The sequence below is a fragment of the Streptomyces sp. CHD11 genome (assembly GCF_018638295.1).
Classification (GTDB): Bacteria; Actinomycetota; Actinomycetes; order Streptomycetales; family Streptomycetaceae; genus Streptomyces.
In genome coordinates, this window is record NZ_JABTTS010000039.1 from 76782 (window position 1) to 97714 (window position 20933).

Genomic DNA, 20933 nt, shown 5'->3' on the forward strand with positions numbered 1-20933 from the left:
GGTCGTGGTCCCTCGCGCCGGGCCCGCCTCGGGGCACCGGGCCGGGGGACGCGTTCAGGACTCCGGCTCGGCCGCGGGCGTCTCCGGCTGCGCGTCCACCCGCTCCAGCGCCTCCTCGAGGCTCTCCGACACCGGAACGGTGATGCTCACCCCCGTCAGGTCCAGGATGCGGCGCACGGCGGGGGTGGGGGAGATGATGTGGACGCTCCCGGGCAGCTCCCGCGCCTCCTGGTACACGCGCAGGATGATGTTCATGCCGGACGAGTCCATGAAGGGGACCGCCGACAGATCGAGCAGGAAGTGCCGGCGGCCGTGGTGGAGCTGGTTCGCCAGGTGGTGCTGGAACTCGGTCGCCGTGTCGACGTCCAAATACCCCTCCACCGTGAGAAGGGCCACATCCTCCCTGGGAAGGGTCACTTCGACGGACAACGGGTCCTGGGCAGTGTGCACGGAGTACCTCCAACAGGTGATCAAGCTCTTCGTCGCGCAGCCGCGCGTACCCCCGATTCGCCCTCTCATGCCTCCGCGCGCCGCCCGTCCGGGTGACGTGGCTCATCCCACGCGGATACCCACGATGCAGGTGTCGTCGTCCGTGTCCGACCTGCTGTAGGTGAGCAGGCGGTCGAGCCGCTGGTCGAGCGTGCCGGGAGCCGTGGCCGCGGTGGCGAGCAGATGGGCCAGGGACTCCTCCACCGTACGGTCCCGGCGCTCGATCAGACCGTCGGTGTACATCAGCAGATTGTCCTCGGGGGCCAGCCGTACCTCCGCCTCCTCGTACGACGCCTCCGGCACGGCACCGAGCAGCAGCCCGCCCGTCATCGGCAGCGGAGCGGCCTCGGAGCCCCGTACCAGCACCGGCGGCAGATGGCCCGCCCGTGCCCACCGCAGCGTGCGGGAGGCCGGGTCGTACAGGCCGCAGACCGCGGTGGCGCTGACGCCGCCCGTCAGATGGTGCGTCACGATGTTCAGCCACGACAGCAGCTGCCCGGGGCCCGCCCCGGTGACGGCGAGTCCGCGCAGCGCGTTGCGCAGGACGACCATGCTGGTCGCCGCCTCTATGCCGTGGCCCGCCACGTCGCCCACGCACAGCAGTACCAGCCGGGACGGCAGCACCACGGCGTCGTACCAGTCGCCGCCCACCAGCTGCTCGGCCTCCGCGGGCCGGTAGCGCACGGCCACGTCCAGGCCGGGCATCTGCAGCGGCGCCTGGGTGGGCGGCATGATGGCGCGCTGCAGCTGCAGGGCCAGCCGGTCCCGCTCGCTGGCGTGCTGCTCGGTGTGCGCCAGCTGGTCGCGGGTGGCGGCCAGCGCCACCTCCGTCCAGTGCTGGGAGGAGATGTCCTGGTAGGCGCCGCGGGTGGTGAGCAGCCGGCCGTCGGTGTCCAGCACCGGCTCGGCGACCACCCGGATGTGCCGGGTCACCCCGTCCGGCCGCTGCAGCCGGAAGGCCGCCGAGGCCGGCCGCCGGTGGTGCAGCAGCGTGCGCAGGAAACGGCCGATGGCGACGGCGTCGTCCGGATGGGCGTGCGCGGGCAGCTCCTCCAGCGGCACCGGGGGGCTCGTCTGCGGGCGCCCGTACAGGTCGAAGAGCTGGCCGTTCCAGGTGATCTCCCCGGTCAGCAGGTTCTCCTCGAAACCGCCGATCCGGCCGAGCCGCTGGGCGTGCTGGAGCAGGCTCGCCAGCCGTGCCGTCTCGTCCTCGATACGCCAGATCAGCAGGATGCCGTCGCCGTGCCGGCTGACGCTGATGTCGGCGACCGCCGCCAGGGGCACCTGGCCGACGAGCGCGGTCAGATGCATGCGCCGGGCCCGGAACGGCTCACCCGTCGCGTACACCCGTTCTATCCGCTGGAACAGCTCGCTGTCCCCGGCGGCCATCGGATAGGCCTCCAGCATCAGCGCGCCGCTGACCATCGCGCGCGGCCGGCCCGCCGGGTCCAGGAAGCGGCTGTTGACGTGCTGGATACGGAAGTCCAGCAGGTGTCCGGAGGCGTCCAGGTGCGGCACGAGGACGAGCGCCGGGTCGTACAGCCCGTCGGCCAGATCCATCAGCTCCGCCGCGTCCGGCAGCGCCCGCGGCTGCCGGGCCGGGCCGCTCGGCGGCGTGTACGTCTCCAGGGTGTGCGCGCACAGCTCGGCCAGGGCCTCCACCTGGCGCACGATCTGCGGCGGCTGCTCGGGCAGCGGAGCGGGCCAGACGATCTCCAGCACCCCGTACACCCGCCCCCCGGTACCCGCGGGCACGGCCGCCCGGCCGCCGTCCGGGTAGTGGTGCCGCCCGACGCTGGGCAGCCCCCGGTCGTCCGGCGAGGCGATCCACAGCCCGTCCCGCTCCGCCAGCGCGCAGCGGGCGACCGTCGCCACGTCCGGCGGCACGTAGTACCAGCGTGCCGCCTCGGCCGGGGAGAACCCGGCGCTGCCCGCCAGGGTGAGGGACCCGTCGGCCCCGGCCGCCCAGATCGCCACGGCCACCGCGCCCAGCGGGCGCAGCGCCTGCTCCAGCAGGGACTCGGCCACCGCCTGCGTGTCGTCCGCCGCCAGCGCCCCGCTCTCGGCCGCCCGCAGCCGCACGGCCGCGGGCTCCGGACCGGCGTCCCGGGCGGCCCTGGTGGCGGCCAGGAAGGCGTCCGTCACCTCGGACATCCGGTCCCGGGCGGCCTGGTTGATGACCTCGACCGCGAACTCGAGCTGTGTGGTCCCGGCCTGCTCGGTCAGCTCGGAGAGCTGGCGCGCGGCCTGCGCGGGACCGCATCCCAGGCGCTCCACGAGGATGCCCTTGGCGAGTTCGATCAGCGCCCGGCCCTCGGCCTCCGCCTGGGCGGCCCGCACCTCGCGGCTGAGCCGGTCCACGGTGGCCGCGAGCCTGCCCACGGGCGAGTCCGCGGACACCCCGGCGGGCCCCGCCGACGGGTGGCCCGGCGTGGTTCCGGGCTGCTCGTCCTGCTCCTCGGTCGTCACGGTGCGCACGCTCCTCGGCGGCTGCGGAGTCCTGCGGCGGGGTTCATGCGGGCAGCCAGCGGCGGACACAGGCGATCAGGGCCTGGGTGTCGACCGGCTTGGTGACGTAGTCGCTGGCCCCCGACGCCAGGCTCTTCTCCCGGTCCCCGGGCATCGCCTTCGCGGTGACGGCGATGATGGGCAGCTCGGCGTACTGCGGCATGGCGCGGATCTCGGCCGTGGCGGCGTAGCCGTCCAGCTCGGGCATCATCACGTCCATCAGCACCAGCGCCACGTCGGGGTTGCCGAGGAGTCTCTCGATGCCCGCGCGGCCGTTCTCCGCGTGCAGCACCCGGAAGCCGTGCAGCTCCAGGATGCCGCTGAGCGCGAAGAGGTTGCGCGCGTCGTCGTCGACGACCAGGACCGTCCGGCCGGAGAACGAGCCGTCCACCACCGGCTGCGGGGCGCTGCGGTGCGCGTCGTCGCCGCGCACCAGCGACAGCACGTCGCCGGGTTCCTCGGCGGCCAGGTGCAGGGCGATGCGTTCGCGCAGTTCGTCCAGGCTGGACAGGAACTCCAGCGACGTACCCCCGGCCCGGGAGCGCAGCGTCTCCTCCACCGCCGCGTCGGTCCGGTGACCGCTGTGTACCAGCACCGGCACCCCGGCCAGGCCGGAATCGCCCCGCAGTGCCTCCAGGAACCGGGCGACCTCCGCCTCCATGCCGAGCTCCAGCACCACGCAGTGGCACGGATCGGCGGCCAGCGCGCCGGCCGCCTCCTGAGCGCCGACGGCCGTGATGATGTCGACCGACGGCCGGGAGGTGCCGTCGCCCTGGGTGACGTCCTGCACCACGCTCTCGGCGACCAGGGTCAGCAGGCCCCGGGGCCGCTCCTCCACGACCAGCAGACGCCGCGGGCGCGGTCTCGACCCGGCGCCCGCCTCGATCGCCGGCAGCGGCCGGGACGACGCGTCCGGCAGCAGCGCCTCGGAGGGACCGTCCCCCTGCGCCGGCCGCAGCAGATCCTCGAAGTCCGGCCGGGCGACGGGCAGGAACAGGGTGAAGGTGCTGCCCTGGCCCGCGACGCTGTCCACGGTGACCGCGCCGCCGAGCAGATGCGCGATCTCCCGGGTGATGGACAGACCGAGCCCTGTGCCGCCGTACTTGCGGCTCGTGGTGCCGTCCGCCTGCTGGAAGGCGCCGAAGATCGACTCGAGGTGCTGTTCCGGGATGCCGACACCGGTGTCCCGCACCCGGAAGGCCACCACCGGCCCGCCCCGCAGCACCCCGGCGGGCACCTCGTCGTCCGGCGCGGGCTCGATCCGCAGCTCCACGCCGCCGCGCTCGGTGAACTTCACCGCGTTGGACAGCAGATTGCGCAGCACCTGCCGCAGCCGGGAGTCGTCGGTGAGCAGGTCGGCCGGCGCGCCCGGCGCCGTCGTCACTGTGAAGTCCAGGCTCCTCTGCATCGTCATGGGCCGGAAGGTGGCCTCGACGTACTCGACGAGCCGGCGCAGTTCCACCCGCTCGGGGCTGACGTCCATCTTCCCGGCCTCGACCTTGGACAGATCGAGGATGTCGTTGATCAGCTGCAGCAGGTCCGAGCCCGCCGAGTGGATGATCTGCGCGTACTCGACCTGCTTCGGGCTGAGGTTGCGCGAGGGGTTCTGGGCGAGCAACTGGGCCAGGATCAGGAGGCTGTTCAGCGGAGTGCGCAGCTCGTGGCTCATGTTCGCCAGGAACTCCGACTTGTACTTCGAGGCCAGCGACAACTGCTGCGCACGCGCCTCCAGTTCCTGCCGGGCGTGCTCGATCTGCAGGTTCTTCGCCTCGATGTCCCGGTTCTGCGCGGCCAGCAGCGCGGCCTTCTCCTCCAGTTCGGCGTTGGAGTGCTGCAGTTCCTCCTGCTGGGACTGCAGCTCCGCCGAGCGTTCCTGCAGCTCGGCGGTGAGCCGCTGCGACTCGGCCAGCAGCTCGTCGGTACGGGCGTTGGCCACGATGGTGTTGACGTTGACGCCGATGGTCTCCATCAGCTGGACCAGGAAGTCCCCGTGGATCTGGGTGAACGGGGTCACCGAGGCCAGCTCCATCACGCCCAGCACCTGGCCCTCGACCACGATGGGCAGCAGCACCAGCGAGGTCGGCACCACCTGGCCCAGACCGGAGGAGATGGTCATGTAGTCCGGCGGCAGCTCGTTCACCGTGATGGCGCGGCGGCTGCGGGCGGCCTGGCCGACCAGGGTGCGGCCGAAGGCGATACGGGTGGGCCGGCCGTGGTCGTCCGGGTAGCCGTAGGAGCCGACGAGCCGCAGCCCGGGCCCCTCGTCGCCGTCCTCCACCAGGTAGAAGGCGCCGTACTGGGCCGACACCAGCGGCACCAGCTCGTCCATGATCAGCTCGGCGACCACGGGCAGGTCGCGGTGCCCCTGCATCAGGCCGGAGACCCGGGCGAGGTTGGTCTTGAGCCAGTCCTGCTCCTGGTTGGCCCGGGTGGTCTCGCGCAGGGACTCCACCATCGCGTTGATGTTGTCCTTGAGCTCGGCCACCTCGCCGGACGCCTCGACGGAGATCGAGCGCGTCAGATCACCCTCGGCGACGGCGCTGGTGACCTGGGCGATCGCGCGGACCTGCCGGGTGAGGTTGCCGGCCAGTTCGTTCACGTTCTCGGTGAGCCGCTTCCAGGTGCCGGAGACACCCTCGACCTCGGCCTGGCCGCCGAGGCGGCCCTCGGTGCCGACCTCGCGGGCGACGCGGGTCACCTCCTGGGCGAAGGCGGAGAGCTGGTCGACCATCGTGTTGATGGTGGTCTTCAGCTCGAGGATCTCCCCGCGGGCGTCGACGTCGATCTTCTTCGACAGGTCGCCCCGGGCGACGGCGGTCGTCACCAGCGCGATGTTGCGCACCTGGCCGGTGAGGTTGTTGGCCATGGAGTTCACGTTGTCGGTGAGGTCCCGCCAGGTGCCCGCGACATGGGGCACGTGCGCCTGGCCGCCGAGGCGGCCCTCGGTGCCGACCTCGCGGGCGACGCGGGTCACCTCGTCGGCGAACGCCGACAGCGTGTCCACCATGGTGTTGATGACGTCGGCCAGCGCCGCGACCTCACCGGCGGCCTCGACCCTGATCCGCTGCGACAGGTCGCCCCGGCCCACGGCGGACGCGACCTGGGCGATGGAGCGGACCTGACCGGTCAGGTTGGACGCCATCACGTTGACGTTGTCGGTGAGGTCCTTCCAGGTGCCGGAGACACCCCGCACCTGGGCCTGGCCGCCGAGGCGGCCCTCGGTGCCGACCTCGCGGGCGACGCGGGTGACCTCGTCGGCGAAGGCGGAGAGCTGGTCGACCATCGTGTTGATGGTGTTCTTGAGTTCGAGGATCTCGCCCCGGGCGTCGACGGTGATCTTCTGTGACAGGTCGCCCTTGGCGACCGCCGTCGCCACCAGGGCGATGTTGCGCACCTGGCCGGTGAGGTTGCCGGCCATGAAGTTCACCGAGTGGGTCAGGTCACGCCAGGTGCCCTTCACGCCCTGCACGTCGGCCTGGCCGCCGAGGCGGCCCTCGGTGCCGACCTCGCGGGCGACGCGGGTGACCTCGTCGGCGAAGGCGGAGAGCTGGTCGACCATCGTGTTGATGGTGTTCTTGAGTTCGAGGATCTCGCCCCGGGCGTCGACGGTGATCTTCTGTGACNGGCGGCCCTCGGTGCCGACCTCGCGGGCGACGCGGGTGACCTCGTCGGCGAAGGCGGAGAGCTGGTCGACCATCGTGTTGATGGTGTTCTTGAGTTCGAGGATCTCGCCCCGGGCGTCGACGGTGATCTTCTGTGACAGGTCGCCCTTGGCGACCGCCGTCGTCACCTGGGCCACGTTGCGGACCTGCGCGGTGAGATTCCCCGCCATCGCGTTCACCGAGTCCGTCAGGTCGGCCCAGGTGCCCGAGACCCCCGGCACCTGCGCCTGTCCGCCCAGGGCCCCCTCGGTGCCGACCTCGCGGGCCACGCGTGTCACCTCGGAGGTGAACACCGACAGCTGGTCCACCATGCCGTTGAAGACCTTGGCGATGTCGCCCATGAGGCCGTCCGCCTCGTCCGGCAGCCGGGTGCCGAAGTCCCCGTCCCGTACGGCCGTCAGCCCCGCCAGGAGCCGCATCAGCTCCTCGTCCCCCGGAGCGGCTTCGGTCCCCCCGGTGCTCTTGCTGGTCATGCGCACCCTCGTTCCGGCAGAGTCAGTGCGCGTTTCCGCAGTTCACGGATGTGCGCGATGAGAAATACGCCGCAGGCTAACCCAATTCGAGGGCGCAGAACAAAGCGTGGGCCGGTCCCGGAAAAGTCGCGGACGGCAGGCATGTCCCACGTTCTGGCGGGTACTTGACGGGGTTCTCGCCGGGCGCGCGGCACCGGACCACCGGCGCACGATTTCCGGTCGGCGCTGTTCGAATGTACGGGCGCCCGCCGGGTATTGGCTGCAGTGGAGGAGGGAAGCGGCCACGCCGCACCCGCTCCTCCGCGACGCGCACGTCCACCGGGGAGGCAACGAGCAGTGGCCATCGACAGCATCTGGTCCTACGCGCCGGACCTGAGTCACCTCGCGGAGCAGGAACTGACGGGCTACACCGTCCTCGCGAGCGACGGCACCATCGGTCAGGTCGACCGGCAGGCCGAGCACCACGGCATGCGGCACCTCGTCGTCGACACCGGAGTCTGGGTGTTCGGCCGCAGCCTCCTGGTGCCGGTCGGCACGATCGCCGGCGTGGACGCGGCCGAGCGGAGGCTGACGGTGTCCTGCACCCGGGCCGAGGTCAAGGCGGCCCCCCGCTTCCGCACCGACAGCGAGACCATGGATCCGGCCTACCTCACCGCGGTCGGCGACTACTACCACCGGCTGCCGCCCCGCGAGCGCTCGGCCGGCTGAGCACCGGCGCCGGGCGCCTCACCACGCCGGGCGCCTCACCACGGCAGGAAGACGTGGATGTCCTTGCCGCGCTCACTGCCGACGACGCTGACCTGATCGCAGAGCGTGTGGATCAGGTGCCAGCCGATCCCGCCACCCCCGCTGCCCGGATGGAAGGGCCGCGGGGCCGGCTCGGTGGTGCTCGTGTCGTGCATCACCACATGCACCCCGTCGAAAGTCCTGCGCAGCCGCATCTGGAACGGGCCCGGCGCGTACTGGACCGCGTTGGCGGCCAGTTCCGTGACCACCAGGAGAATGTCGTCCCAGTGCTCCGGAGCCGACGGCGCCGACGCACGGGCCAGGTCGAAGAGGAATTCCTCCGCGACGATGCGCGCGTCCGTCACATCGTGCAGCTTCCCCGGGAAGCTGGCGATGCGGCTCGTGATCTCCTCGCCGGCCAGTGTCCTGTCCCCATACCGCTCGGGTGCCATCTCGCCTTCCGGGCCCCGGCTCGGCGGGGCGGGTAGTTCCGTGTCGTGCGGGTCCTTCCGTCTGTGGGTTCCCGCGCGGGCGGAGCCTACGCGCCCGCATGCCCGTGCCCGGTCGGTGACAAACCCGTCACCGACCGCGCGCTCAGCGGAAGACGCTGTCCGAGTCGTCCCAGCCCGGGGACTCGCCGGACACCGGGCCACGCCCCGGACGCGTGCGCGACTGGTACATCGCGTCGATCTCCAGCGCGTAGCGCCGCACGATCTCGTCCCGGCGCAGCTTCATCGACGGGGTCAGCAGACCGTTGGTCACGTCGAACGGCTCCGGCAGCACCCGGAAGACCCGGATCGACTCGGAGCGCGACACACTGCTGTTCGCCGCGGCGACCGCCCGCGCGATCTCCTCGCGCAGCGCGTTCTCCTCCCTGGCCTCCCGGGTCGGAGCGTCGCCCGGCAGGGACAGCGTGCCGCGCCAGTGCGTCACGAAATCCGGGTCGAGGGTGACCAGGGCGCCCACACACGGCCGGTTGTCGCCCACGACGACGGCCTGATGGACCAGCGGGTTCATCCGCAGCCGCTGCTCCAGGGCCGTCGGGGCCACACTCTTGCCGCTGCTCGTGATGATGATGTCCTTCTTGCGGCCGGTGATGGTGAGATAGCCCTCGGTGTCCAGCCGCCCGAGGTCACCGGTGGCCAGCCAGCCGCCGCGCAGCGCCGCCCGGGTGGCGGCCTCGTCGCCCACGTAGCCCTGGAACACCGACGGGCCGCGCACCAGGATCTCCCCGTCCTCGGCCACCTGGATCCCGATGCCCGGCAGCGCCTGTCCGACGGTGCCGGACTTCTCCCGGCCGAACGGCTGCATCGTCACCCCGCCGCTGGTCTCGGTCAGTCCGTAGCCGTCGTGGACGTAGATGCCGATCCCCTCGTAGAAGAGGGAGAGGTCGCGGTTGAGCGTGGAACCGCCGGAGGTGGCCCGCCGCACCCGGCCGCCGAGCGCCGCCCGCAGCCGGCGGTAGACGGTGCGCTCGTAGAGGGCGTGCTGCAGCTTCAGGTCGAGGCCCGGCCCGGAGCCCCGTCCCAGCCGCTGACGCTCCACCGCGGCGGCGAAGTCCCTGGCCGTCTCCGCGGCCCGCTCGAACAGGGCCCCGCGTCCCTGCTGCTGCGCCGTACGCAGGAAGTTCTTGTAGATCTTCTCCAGCAGCGAGGGCACCGCGTACAGATAGGTGGGCCGGAAGGTGCGCAGGGCCGAGGAGAGCGACTCCCCGCTGAGATCGGGCTCGTGGCCCATCAGCAGCCCGCCGCGGACGCACAGGCTCTGGATCATCAGACCGTAGACGTGGGAGAACGGCAGGAAGGCGAGAACGGCGCCCCGCTCCCCGGGCGGCGCCGCGGTGTGCCCCCAGCCCTCCAGCAGGGTGTCGCAGATGAAGGCCAGCCCGCGGTGGCTCAGGGCACAGCCCATGGCGTGGCCCGAGGTGCCGGAGGTGTAGGCGACCACGGCCGTCGAGTCCGGCAGGACGATCCGCCGCATCGAGTCGACCGTGGCCGTCGGTATGAACTCGCCGCGCGCCGCCAGCTGCTCCAGCCCGCCCGAGTCCAGCTGCCACACGTGCCTCAGGCGCGGCAGCGCGGCGCACACCGACCCGACGGTCATCACACTCTGCTCGTCCTCCACCAGCACGGCGACACAGCCGGAGTCCCTGAGGATCCACTCCACCTGCTCGCGCGAGGAGGTCGGGTAGATGGGCACGACCTCGGCGCCGACCGTCCACAGGGCGTGGCAGAGGAAGGTCCACTCGCAGCGGGTGCGCGCCATGATCGCCACCCGCGCGCCCGGCGAGATCCCTGACGCGATCAGGCCCTTGGCCAGGCCGACGACCTCGTCCCGGAACTCCGCGGCGGTGATCTCCTCCCAGCTGGAGGAGTCCGGGCCGGAGCGCCGGGCGAGCACCGGCAGGGTCGGGCTCCGGTCCGCCCTCACGAAGAGGCTGTCGGCGAGACCGCCGGCCAGGGGCGAGGCGGACGGGGGAGCGAGAGCGAGGTCGCTCATGCGCTGCTCCTGACATGTACGGGGTGTGACTCGGCCGGTGAGGACGGTCATCGGCGGTGCCTGAATCTAGTCGAGCCCGCCCGCCCCTGTGCCGGGATCGCGACAAGTGTGTCCACACTGATGATCTCGCCGGATTCGGGGACCCGTACCGCATGAGCTACGTCAATCCAGATCCCGAACCGGAACGCAGCACCGGCCTCGAAGCGGGCGGCGGCGTCCCCCCGGGCGAGACCCCGCCCGCGGAGAGCAGCATGCCCGAGGCGGGCCCCCGGGAGACGCACAACCCGACCAAGGGCTGGGCCAAGGGCCCGCTGACCGCGATCCTCGCCGTGGTGATCCTGGTCGCGGCCTTCTTCCTGGTCTACGCCCTGATCCTCATCCTCTGACCCTGGCAGGACCTGCCCGACCCGAGGGAGGGAGACGTCACTGGTCCGGCAGCAGCCGTCCCAAGGTCCCGACGCCTCCTGCTGCCGCTGGCCCGTGCCCCGCGGGCGGGCCCCGCACGCACGAACAGCGCCGATGAGCGCGGCGCGGCCTGCGCCTTCTCGCAGGCGCGGTGCGGGAGACCTCCTGAGGACGGCCGCCGCCGGACCGGCGCCGCGTTCAGGATTCGACGCGGTCCAGCTGCTCCAGCGCCTCTTCCACGGCGGCCTTGCCCGCGGGCAGCAGTGGCAGCCGCACGTCGGGCGTCGGGATGAGACCGCGCTCGTGCAGCACGCCCTTGACCACCGACGGGTTCGGCTCGCGGAAGCACGCCGCCGACAGCCCGGCCAGCGCGTGCCCGAGCGGGCGGGCCCGTGTCACCTCGCCGGCCCGCCAGGCGTCGTGGAGCGCGGCGAACCGGCCGGTGGCCAGGTGCGCGGTGGCGAGGATGCCACCCGAGGCGCCCATCGCCAGCAGAGGGGAGACGAAGAGGTCGTCGCCCGCGAGCACGTGGAAGCCGGGGGGCGGATCCGCCATGAGCCGCACCGTCTCCTGGCCGATGCCGCCCGTGGCGTGCTTGACGGCGACGACGCCCGCCAGGGTGCCCAGGGTCCGCAGGGTGACCGCACTGAGGGTGAGTGCCGTGCGGTACGGGATGTCGTACACGATCAGCGGCACCGGGCTGACCTCCGCCAGCCGGGTGAAGTGGGCGATCACGCCCTCCTGGGAGGGGCGGGTGAAAGCGGGGACGGTGACCAGCGCGGCGGCCGGCGACGGCCAGGGGGACAGTCCGGCGAGCGCTGCTTCGCTGGCCCGTGTGTCGTTCGAGCCCGCCCCGACGGTCAGCCAGGCACCGCGCTCCCGGCAGACGCGGTCGCACACCCGGACGACCTCCCGCTGCTCCGCGGCGTCGAGGGTGGCCACCTCGGCGGTCGTGCCCAGAGCGACGATGCCCTTCGCCCCGTCGTCGAGGACCCGGTGCGCCAGACCTTCGAGTGCCTCCGTGGCCACCTCCCCCGACGGGGTGAACGGCGTGACGAGAGGGACGTGAATACCCTGTGGGAATGTCTGCTCTGCCATGGCCTCAGAGTGCCGCTCCCGATGAGCCGGGTCCAGGTCACCTTTCTGACGTGAGGAATCAGCTGAACTGATGCTCGATGTCCGACGGCTGCGGCTGTTGCGTGAACTGTCCTACCGGGGCACCATCGCGGCCGTCGCCCAGGCCTTCTCCTACACGCCCTCCGCCGTGTCGCAGCAACTGAGCCTCCTCGAGCGGGAGGCGGGCATCGCGCTGCTCGAACGCACCGGCCGCCGCGTCACCCTGACACCGGCGGGCCGTCGTCTGGTCGGCCACGCGGAGGCGGTCCTGGAGCGCCTCGAACGGGCCGCGGGCGAGCTCACGGGCTTCCGTACCGGCCCCACCGGCCCGCTGCGCGTCGGCGCGTACCCGACGGCGGTCAGGGCACTCCTGCCACCGGCCCTCGCCGCCCTCTCGGCCGACCACCCGGGCCTGGAACCCATGATCTCCGAGGTCGATCCGGCGGAGGTGGCCCACGCCCTGCGCGCCGGACAGCTGGACGTCGCCCTGCTCCACGAGTACGACTTCGTCCCCTGTCCCCCCGACTCCGGCCTCGGCACCACGCCCCTGCTCACCGAGCCCATGTACCTGGCCTCCCTCACCGCCCGCGAGCCGGACGGGGAGCATCCCTGCCTCGGGCCGTGGCGGGAGGACCCCTGGATCACCTCGACGCCGCAGACCCTGTGCCACACGATGACCGTACGGGCCTGCCAGGCGGCGGGCTTCACGCCGGTAGTGCGCCACCGCGTCGACGAATTCGCCACGGTGCTGCTCCTGGTGGCGGCCGGACAGGGCGTGGCCATGGTGCCGCACCTGGGTATCGCCGACGCACCGTCCGACGTGGTGCTCACCCGGCTGCCCATCGAGCGGCGCACGGTCATCGCGTACCGCAGGGGCGCCGCGGGGCATCCCGCCGTCGAGGCGGCGGTGGCGGCGCTGCGTACGGCCGTGCCGCCCGAGCTCCGGAGCGGGCGCCGACCGGTGGAGTGACGCTCCCACCTGGGCGAACGGCCGGCATCCGGGGCCGGGTGCGAGCGGCCGCGGTGTCGGCCGTGACACGGCGTACCCATCGGACGGGTCCGTCCGATAAGTGATCACCGACGCGACGGGTGACCGGACCGGGCCGCCGGCGCCCCGGATCCGCTCCCGGCCGGCCGGGCCGGACACCCCCTCTAGGCCTGGGTGTGCCGCACGCACTCCGTGACGACGTCCCTCAGGCTCTCCGTACGCCGCATCAGGTCCCGCTGCACCTGGGCGCCGTTGCCGTCGCGCAGCAGCCGGGCGCATCCCTCGCGGGCGCGCTCCAGGTCACCGTGCGCCTCCAGGGCCTCGGCGCAGTGATCGAGGAGGCCGTGCACGACCGCCTCGGCGGGGTCGCGCCGCATGGTCCGCGGGTCGAGCAGTTCGCCCGCCAGGCCCGAACGGGCCGCCTGCCAGGCCGCCAGCCGGAGCAGGCTGACGCCCGGATCCAGTGGCTCCCGGCCCGCCCGCCAGTCGCGCGCGGCGGTCTCCACCAGTCCCCGGGCCAGGGTGGCGATCAGCCCCGCGGTCTCGGCGTGCAGACAGACGTCGGAGACCCGGATCTCCACGGTCGGATACCGCTGGGACAGCCGGGCGTCGAAGTAGATCATGCCCTCGTCGAGGATGACGCCGGTGGCCACCATCTCGGCCACCTGCCGGTGGTACCGCTCGGGTGAGCCGAACATCTCCGTCGGACCGGCGGACGGCCAGCGCTGCCAGACGCGGCTGCGGTAGCTGTTGTACCCCGTGTCGCTGCCCTGCCAGAACGGGGAGTTGGCGCTCAGCGCAGCCAGTACCGACAGCCAGGGCCGCAGCCGGTCCAGGACCGCGGTGCCCTCCTCGTCGGACTCGACGGAGACATGCACGTGGCAGCCCATGACGAGCTGCTCCCGGGTGGCGATGCCGTACTGCTCCTCCATCCACCGGTAGCGCTCGTTGACCCCGATGGAAGGACTGACCGGGAGCGGGGACGTGGCGAGCGCGGCGACGGCGCAGCCGATCTCCCCGGCGTGACCGGCGGCCTCCTTGCGGCAGCGGACGATCTCCGCCCGCAGGCTCTCCATGGACGACTGCGGATGCGTGGCGAACTCCAGCATCTGCTCGTGCAGTTCCTTCTCGAACACATCCTGCCCCGCGTCGTCCCGCTCGGCCCGGGCCAGCACCGCCGCGGACATGGCCCGCGGTTCGCCGGAATCCGGATCGACCAGGAGGAGCTCCTCCTCCACTCCCACGGTGCGCACGTGGTGCCCGCCCTTCTGTGACCTGCCGCGACGACGCCGAGATGCCTCGGCCGTACGGTCCCGAATGCCCCGCGGCGGCCGGGGGACACCTGGGCGTCGTCGTCGGGTCTCAGAGAGGGACGGGCGCCAGCCACACCGTCGCGAGCGGCGGCAGCGTGAGCCGGACGCGGCCGTCCTCGGGCTTGACCGGACCGGGGCTGGTCACGTCACCGCCGCCGTAGCGCGCGGCGTCGGTGTTGAGAACCTCCTGCCAGGCGATCACGTCGTCGCCGACGGTGAGCGGGTAGTCCTGGCGGACCACGGGGGAGAAGTTCGACACCGCGAGCAGCGGCCGGCCCTCGGCGTCGTGGCGCAGGAACGCGAAGACGTTGTCGTCGGCGGCGTCGACCGACACCCACCGGAACCCGGACGGGTCGGTGTCGCGCTGCCACAGCGCCGGGGTGGCCCGGTAGCGGGCGTTGAGTTCGCGGACCAGATCCTGGACCCCGCGGTGGTCCCCGGCGGAGTGATATCCGTCGTCGAGCAGCCACCACTCCGGCCCCTGCTGCTCCGACCACTCGGCACCCTGGGCGAACTCCTGTCCCATGAACAGCAGTTGCTTGCCGGGATGGGCCCACATGAAGGCCAGGTAGGCACGCACGTTCGCGCGCCGCTGCCACCAGTCGCCGGGCATCTTCGACACCAGCGCCTGCTTGCCGTGCACCACCTCGTCGTGCGAGATGGGCAGGCAGTAGTTCTCGCTGTAGGCGTACACCATCGCGAACGTCATCTCGTGGTGGTGGTACTTGCGGTGCACCGGCTCGTGGGAGACGTACTCCAGCGAGTCGTGCATCCAGCCCATGTTCCACTTCAGTCCGAACCCGAGACCGCCGGTGTCGGTGGGCCGGGTCACCCCGCCCCACGCCGTGGACTCCTCCGCGATGGTCACCACACCGGGGCAGCGCCGGTAGACGGTGGCGTTCATCTCCTGCAGGAACGCCATCGCGGCCAGATCCTCCCGGCCGCCGTAGGCGTTCGGCTCCCAGCCGCCGTCCTCGCGTGAGTAGTCCAGGTAGAGCATGGAGGCGACGGCGTCCACCCGCAGCCCGTCGATGTGGAACTCCTGGCACCAGTACACGGCGTTCGCGACCAGGAAGTTGCGCACCTCGGTGCGGGCGAAGTCGAAGGTGTACGTCCCCCAGTCGGGGTGTTCCGCCCGCCGGGAGTCCCCGGGCTCGTACAGCGGCTCGCCGTCGAACCTGGCCAGCGCCCAGTCGTCCTTGGGGAAGTGCGCCGGCACCCAGTCCATGATCACGCCGATGCCGGCCCGGTGCAGGGCGTCGACCAGGTATTTGAAGTCGTCGGGGGTGCCGAGGCGGGCCGTCGGCGCGTAGAAACCGGTGACCTGGTAGCCCCAGGACGGGCCGAAGGGGTGCTCGGCGACCGGCATCAGCTCCACATGGGTGAAGCCCATGTCATTGACGTACGCGGGCAGTTCCTCGGCCAGCTCGCGGTAGGTCAGCCCCGGACGCCAGGACGGCAGATGCACCTCGTACACCGAGAACGGCGCCTCGTGCACGGGCTTCTCGGCCCGTGCCGCGAACCAGCGCGCGTCGCCCCACTCGTAGTGCGAGGCCGTCACGACGGACGCCGTGTTCGGCGGCGCCTCCGTGCGCCGGGCCATCGGGTCGGCCTTGAGGAACCGGTGGCCGTGGCGCGAGTGGATCTCGAACTTGTAGCGGGTGCCCTCGCCGACGCCCGGCAGGAACAGCTCCCACACCCCGGACGAGCCGAGGGAGCGCATCGGGAACGCCGTGCCGTCCCAGTGGGTGAAGTCGGTGGCGACCCGCACGCCCTGCGCGTTGGGCGCCCACACGGTGAAGCGGGTGCCGGTGACGCCCTGGTGGGTCATCGGGTGCGCGCCGAGCGCCGTCCACAGTTCCTCGTGCCGGCCCTCGCTGATCAGATGCAGGTCGAACTCGCCGAGCGCGGGCAGGAACCGGTACGGGTCGTGCGTCTCGGCCGCCTCGTCGTCCCCGTAGGCCACCGCCAGGGTGTACGCGGGGACCGCGTCCAGCGGCAGCACGGCGGAGAACAGTCCGTCGCCCTCCGAGACGAGCGGGGTGCGGGTGCCGTCGACGACCACGCCGACCTCACGGGCGAAGGGGCGCAGCGCCCGGAAGGCGACCCCGCCGGGCACCGGGCGGGCGCCGAGCAGGGCGTGCGGATCGTGGTGGGCGCCCGCCAGCAGACGTCCCCGGTCGGACGGGCCGAGGGCGGGTGCGGCGCCGGGGGGCGCGGCGGCGGACGGGACGGGCCCGGCCGACTCGGGAAGGGGTGTGTCACGCAGGGCCACGGCTTCAGTCTCCTCTCACGGCGAGGCGCTCGATCGCCGCCATGGGTACGGGCAGCCAGTCGGGTCGGTGCCGGGCCTCGTACAGCACCTCGTACACGGCCCGGTCCGTCTCATAGGCGCGGAGCAGGCCGTGCTTCTTGCGCGGGTCCCAGCCGGCGCGGGCGGCGTAGCCCGCGCAGTAGGCCTCGCGACAGCGACGCGCCCATTCCGGGCGCCAGGGGCGGCGCTGGCGGGCGGCGTAGTCGAAGGAACGCAGCATCCCGGCGATGTCCCGCACGGGGGAGTGGGCGCTGCGCCGTTCGGAGAGCGGCCGGGACGGCTCGCCCTCGAAGTCGATGACGAACCATTCGCGTCCCGCCCGCAGCACCTGCCCCAGATGCAGGTCGCCGTGGATGCGCTGGGCGGGCGGGCCGGCGTCGCAGGTGGCCAGCGCGGCGAAGGCGGCCCGCAGCCCGGGTACGAACGGCTGGAGCGCGGGCACGGCGTGGGCGGCCGCGGTGAGCCGTTCGGTCATCGCCGCGGCCGTCCGCCCGTTCTCCCCGGGGGTGCCGATGGGGAACGCCGAGGACAGCGCCAGATGGACGTCCGCCGTCGCCCGGCCCAGCGCGTGCGCCTCGGCGGTGAAGTCGTCACCGCCGGCGAGCGCCTCCAGGGCCAGCGCCCAGCCGTCGGAGGCGTTGCGCAGATACGGCTGGAGCACGCCGAGCGTCGCCTTGAACGGATACGTGGTGCCCAGCCAGGCCACCGGGGCGGGGACCCGGTGGCAGCCCTGGCGGGCGAGCGCCCCCGGCACCTCCAGATCCGGGTTGACGCCGGGCTGGATGCGGCGGAACACCTTCAGGATGTACTCGTCGCCGTACACCAGCGAGGAGTTGGACTGTTCGGCGGTCATCAGCCGGGGCACCAGTCCGGCGGGCACCTGCTGGGCTTCGTCGCACTCGAACCGCAGCGGACCCGCGCTGCCGGGGCGGCGCAGCCGCTCCAGCAGCAACTGGGCGGCGCGCGGGTCCTGGAGGGCGTCGTAGACGGTCATTCCCGCCAGCAGACCGGCCGGTACCCTGCCGATGAGCGCCTTGCCGAGCCGCGACGAGGGGTGCTCCCGCACGCCGAGGAGCAGCTGGTAGCAGTCACCGGCCGGGATGGCGCCCCCGGGGGCGGGCACGCCGCCGTGGGCGGCGTGCACCAGTACGTGCAGACAGCCGGGGAACAGCTCCGTCATCGACAGCACACCGAGGTCGGTGACGGGCCGGTCCTTGCCGGCGAACCAGCGCTGCAGCGGCAGCCACTCGCGCAGGAGCCCGGTGAGCGACTCCAGAGGCTCGGCGGGCGCGCTTCGCGGGCGCAGGAATGCGGTCTTCGTCATGGTGACGCCTCCTTGCGCCGGCACACCCTCACGGTCGTCGGCCGATGCGGGACGCGACCCGGGTGAGCCGGAACCAGTAGAAGCCGTGGCCCCCGAGGGTCAGCAGATACGGCAGTTCGCCGATGGCCGGGAACCGCACTCCGCCGAAGAGTTCGACGGGGTGGCATCCGCCGAACTCGCGCAGGTCGAGCTCGGTCGGCTGTGCGAAGCGGGAGAAGTTGTTGACGCAGAGCACCAGGTCGTCCCCCTCTTCCCCATTCGGGGGGGCCTCACGCAGGAAGGCGAGGACGGCGGGGTTGGAGGAGGGGAGCTCGGTGTAGGAGCCGAGGCCGAAGGCGGGGTTCTGTTTGCGGATCTCGATCATGCGGCGGGTCCAGTGCAGCAGCGAGGAGGGGGAGGCCATGGACGCCTCGACGCTGGTGACCTGGTAGCCGTAGACCGGGTCCATGATGGCGGGCAGGAACAGGCGGCCGGGGTCGGAGGAGGAGAATCCGGCGTTGCGGTCGGGGGTCCACTGCATGGGGGTGCGCACCGCGTCGCGGTCGCCGAGCCAGATGTTGTCGCCCATGCCGATCTCGTCGCCGTAGTAGATGATCGGCGAGCCGGGCAGGGAGAGCAGCAGGGCGTTGAAGAGTTCGATCTGGTTGCGGTCGTTGTCCAGGAGGGGTGCGAGGCGGCGGCGGATGCCGATGTTGGCGCGCATGCGGGGGTCCTTGGCGTACTCGGCCCACATGTAGTCGCGTTCCTCGTCGGTGACCATCTCCAGGGTCAGCTCGTCGTGGTTGCGCAGGAAGATGCCCCACTGGCAGCCGGAGGGGATGGCCGGGGTCTTGGCGAGGATCTCCGAGACGGGGTAGCGGGACTCGCGGCGTACGGCCATGAAGATGCGGGGCATGACGGGGAAGTGGAACGCCATGTGGCACTCGTCGCCGCCGGCGGAGTAGTCGCCGAAGTAGTCGACGACGTCCTCCGGCCACTGGTTGGCCTCCGCCAGCAGCACCGTGTCCGGGTACTGGGTGTCGATCTCCTTGCGCACCCGCTTCAGGAACGCGTGCGAGGCGGGCAGGTTCTCGCAGTTGGTGCCCTCGGCCGCGTACAGGTACGGCACCGCGTCCAGGCGGAACCCGTCGATCCCGAGGTCCAGCCAGAACCGCAGGGCCGCCAGGATCTCCTCCTGCACGCGCGGGTTCTCGTAGTTGAGGTCCGGCTGGTGCGAGAAGAAGCGGTGGAAGTAGTACTGGCCGCGCACGGGGTCGTACGTCCAGTTCGACGCCTCGGTGTCGACGAAGATGATCCTCGCGTCCGGGTAGCCCCGGTCGTCGTCGGCCCACACGTAGAAGTCGCCGTAGGGACCGTCCGGGTCCTTCCTGGACTCCTGGAACCACGGGTGCTGGTCGCTGGTGTGGTTCATGACGAAGTCGATGATCACGCGCATGCCGCGCTGGTGCGCGGCGTCCGCGAACTCGACGAAGTCGGCGAGGTCGCCGAAGTCGGGCAGCACGGCGGTGTAGTCGGCCACGTCGTAACCGCCGTCACGCAGCGGTGACTTGAAGAACGGCGGCAGCCACAGGCAGTCGACGCCCAGCCACTGCAGATAGTCGAGTTTGGCGGTCAGACCCTTCAGGTCGCCGATGCCGTCGCCGTTGCTGTCCTGGAAGGAGCGGACCAGGACCTCGTAGAAGACGGCTCGCTTGAACCACTCCGGGTCCCGGTCCCTGACCGGCGTGTCCTCGAAGGTGTCCGGGACCGGCTCGTTCACGGTCATGACGTTCCTCGCCCTCCGTTTCGCTGTGCGGCGGGCGGTCGCTGGACGTGCAGAACATGCGCGGGAGCCCGCCCCGGCTCCAGTCGCACGTAGTTGGTGCCGCCCCAGAGGTACGTCTCGCCGGTGAGCTCGTCGCGCACCGGCACCGACTCGTGCCACTCCAGGCCGAGTTGTGGCATGTCCAACGAGACAGTCGCCTCCTGGGGGTGATGCGGGTCGAGATTGACGACCACCAGCACGACGTCCTCACCGCTGCGCTTGCTGTACGCGAGGACTGCGTCGTTGTCGGTCCGGTGGAACCGGAGGTTCCTGAGCCGGCGGAGCGCGGGGTGCTCCCGGCGGAGGGTGTTGAGCCTGGTGATGAGGGGGGCGATGGTCCGCCCTTCCTTCTCGGCGGTTTCCCAGTCGCGGGCGCGGAGCTGGTACTTCTCGCTGTGGAGGTATTCCTCGCTGCCTTCGCGCAGGGGGGTGTTCTCGCAGAGTTCGTAGCCGCTGTAGATGCCCCAGGTGGGGGAGAGGGTGGCGGCGAGGACGGCGCGGACNCTCCCGGCGGAGGGTGTTGAGCCTGGTGATGAGGGGGGCGATGGTCCGCCCTTCCTTCTCGGCGGTTTCCCAGTCGCGGGCGCGGAGCTGGTACTTCTCGCTGTGGAGGTATTCCTCGCTGCCTTCGCGCAGGGGGGTGTTCTCGCAGAGTTCGTAGCCGCTGTAGATGCCCCAGGTGGGGGAGAGGGTGGCGGCGAGGACGGCGCGGACCTCGAAGGCGGGGCGGCCGCCGTGCTGGAGGTAGGCGTGCAGGATGTCGGGGGTGTTGGCGAAGAAGTTGGGCCGCATGGAGGCGGCGGTCTCCCCGGCGAGTTCGGTGAGGTAGTCGGTGAGTTCCTGTTTGGTGGTGCGCCAGGTGAAGTAGGTGTAGGACTGCTGGAAGCCGGTCTCGGCGAGGGTGCGCATCATGGCGGGCCGGGTGAAGGCCTCGGCGAGGAAGATGACGTCGGGGTCGGTGCGGTTGATCTCGCCGGTGACGCGTTCCCAGAAGAGGACGGGTTTGGTGTGGGGGTTGTCGACGCGGAAGATGCGTACGCCGGTGTTCATCCAGTGGCGCAGGATGCGGCAGGTCTCGGTGATCAGGCCGTCCATGTCGGCGTCGAAGGCGATGGGGTAGATGTCCTGGTACTTCTTCGGGGGGTTCTCGGCGTAGGCGATGGAGCCGTCGGGGCGGTGGTGGAACCATTCGGGGTGTTTGTGGACCCAGGGGTGGTCGGGGGAGCACTGGAGGGCGAGGTCGAGGGCGATCTCGAGGCCGAGGGTGTTGGCCTGTCGTACGAACCGGGTGAAGTCCTCGAGGGTGCCCAGT

The 20933-nt window shown here is 71.8% G+C and carries 14 protein-coding genes and 1 pseudogene; 3 read left to right on the forward strand and 12 right to left on the reverse strand.

The features are described from left to right. Positions 1 to 54: 54 nt before the first annotated feature. From HTV45_RS30560 to HTV45_RS30570, 3 genes are all read right to left on the reverse strand, one after another. Positions 55 to 450: an anti-sigma factor antagonist gene (locus tag HTV45_RS30560; protein WP_215209151.1), complete on the reverse strand. Its 396-nt coding sequence runs from the start codon at positions 448 to 450 to the stop codon at positions 55 to 57. A gap of 102 nt (positions 451 to 552) precedes the next feature. Next, entirely contained in the window at positions 553 to 2889 is a 2337-nt protein-coding gene (locus HTV45_RS30565; RefSeq protein WP_308309789.1) for a SpoIIE family protein phosphatase, read from the reverse strand. 112 nt (positions 2890 to 3001) lie between these two features. Next, on the reverse strand, positions 3002 to 7132 hold the full coding sequence (locus tag HTV45_RS30570) for a HAMP domain-containing protein (RefSeq protein ID WP_215209153.1): 4131 nt from the start codon (positions 7130 to 7132) through the stop codon (positions 3002 to 3004). Positions 7133 to 7468: 336 nt separating this feature from the next. Here HTV45_RS30570 and HTV45_RS30575 point away from each other — a divergent pair, with 336 nt between their 5' ends. Further along, a complete protein-coding gene (locus HTV45_RS30575) occupies positions 7469 to 7840 on the forward strand; it encodes a PRC-barrel domain containing protein (RefSeq protein WP_215209154.1) in 372 nt (123 codons plus the stop codon). A 35-nt stretch (positions 7841 to 7875) separates the two neighbouring features. Here the strand turns inward: HTV45_RS30575 and HTV45_RS30580 are convergent, their stop codons facing one another. Both HTV45_RS30580 and HTV45_RS30585 read right to left on the reverse strand, forming a co-directional pair. Continuing rightward, positions 7876 to 8310, reverse strand: coding sequence for an ATP-binding protein (locus HTV45_RS30580; protein ID WP_215209155.1), 435 nt, complete (start codon positions 8308 to 8310; stop codon positions 7876 to 7878). A 142-nt stretch (positions 8311 to 8452) separates the two neighbouring features. Next, complete coding sequence (locus HTV45_RS30585) at positions 8453 to 10357, reverse strand: long-chain fatty acid--CoA ligase (RefSeq protein ID WP_215209156.1); 1905 nt, start codon at positions 10355 to 10357, stop codon at positions 8453 to 8455. Between the two features lie 152 nt (positions 10358 to 10509). Between HTV45_RS30585 and HTV45_RS30590 the strand changes: the two genes are divergently transcribed. Continuing rightward, entirely contained in the window at positions 10510 to 10743 is a 234-nt protein-coding gene (locus HTV45_RS30590; RefSeq protein WP_215209157.1) for a DUF6480 family protein, read from the forward strand. A 217-nt stretch (positions 10744 to 10960) separates the two neighbouring features. Here the strand turns inward: HTV45_RS30590 and HTV45_RS30595 are convergent, their stop codons facing one another. Beyond that, entirely contained in the window at positions 10961 to 11860 is a 900-nt protein-coding gene (locus HTV45_RS30595; RefSeq protein ID WP_215209158.1) for a dihydrodipicolinate synthase family protein, read from the reverse strand. 70 nt (positions 11861 to 11930) lie between these two features. On the opposite strand from HTV45_RS30595, the gene HTV45_RS30600 reads away from it, so the two are divergent. Beyond that, positions 11931 to 12848 (forward strand): LysR family transcriptional regulator, encoded by a 918-nt coding sequence (locus tag HTV45_RS30600; RefSeq protein WP_215209159.1) that lies wholly within the window; start codon positions 11931 to 11933, stop codon positions 12846 to 12848. A 182-nt stretch (positions 12849 to 13030) separates the two neighbouring features. On the opposite strand, the gene HTV45_RS30605 is transcribed toward HTV45_RS30600, so the two are convergent. From HTV45_RS30605 to HTV45_RS30630, 6 genes and pseudogenes are all read right to left on the reverse strand, one after another. Then, positions 13031 to 14119: a glutamate--cysteine ligase gene (locus HTV45_RS30605; RefSeq protein ID WP_215209160.1), complete on the reverse strand. Its 1089-nt coding sequence runs from the start codon at positions 14117 to 14119 to the stop codon at positions 13031 to 13033. A 109-nt stretch (positions 14120 to 14228) separates the two neighbouring features. Beyond that, on the reverse strand, positions 14229 to 16454 hold the full coding sequence (gene glgB, locus HTV45_RS30610; RefSeq protein WP_215209161.1) for a 1,4-alpha-glucan branching protein GlgB: 2226 nt from the start codon (positions 16452 to 16454) through the stop codon (positions 14229 to 14231). Positions 16455 to 16458: 4 nt separating this feature from the next. After that, positions 16459 to 17817 carry a maltokinase gene (locus HTV45_RS30615; protein ID WP_215209162.1) on the reverse strand — a complete coding sequence of 453 codons (1359 nt, stop codon included), beginning with the start codon at positions 17815 to 17817 and terminating at the stop codon, positions 16459 to 16461. 28 nt (positions 17818 to 17845) lie between these two features. Further along, a complete protein-coding gene (gene treS, locus HTV45_RS30620; RefSeq protein ID WP_215209163.1) occupies positions 17846 to 19582 on the reverse strand; it encodes a maltose alpha-D-glucosyltransferase in 1737 nt (578 codons plus the stop codon). Beyond that, complete coding sequence (locus HTV45_RS34600) at positions 19579 to 19944, reverse strand: alpha-glucosidase C-terminal domain-containing protein (protein ID WP_308309790.1); 366 nt, start codon at positions 19942 to 19944, stop codon at positions 19579 to 19581. Before HTV45_RS34600 ends, treS begins: the two co-directional genes overlap by 4 nt. Further along, positions 19829 to 20933 (reverse strand): annotated as a pseudogene (locus tag HTV45_RS30630) (hypothetical protein); the annotation flags it as partial. The gene HTV45_RS34600 and the pseudogene HTV45_RS30630, both read right to left, overlap by 116 nt.

Coding starts and splice junctions, on each gene's coding strand:
- HTV45_RS30580 (WP_215209155.1), bottom strand. CDS start 8,310: ATGGCACCCGAGCGGTATGGGGACAGGACACTGGCCGGCGAGGAGATC.
- HTV45_RS30585 (WP_215209156.1), bottom strand. CDS start 10,357: ATGAGCGACCTCGCTCTCGCTCCCCCGTCCGCCTCGCCCCTGGCCGGC.
- HTV45_RS30590 (WP_215209157.1), top strand. CDS start 10,510: ATGAGCTACGTCAATCCAGATCCCGAACCGGAACGCAGCACCGGCCTC.
- HTV45_RS30595 (WP_215209158.1), bottom strand. CDS start 11,860: ATGGCAGAGCAGACATTCCCACAGGGTATTCACGTCCCTCTCGTCACG.
- HTV45_RS30600 (WP_215209159.1), top strand. CDS start 11,931: ATGCTCGATGTCCGACGGCTGCGGCTGTTGCGTGAACTGTCCTACCGG.
- HTV45_RS30615 (WP_215209162.1), bottom strand. CDS start 17,817: ATGACGAAGACCGCATTCCTGCGCCCGCGAAGCGCGCCCGCCGAGCCT.
- treS (WP_215209163.1), bottom strand. CDS start 19,582: ATGACCGTGAACGAGCCGGTCCCGGACACCTTCGAGGACACGCCGGTC.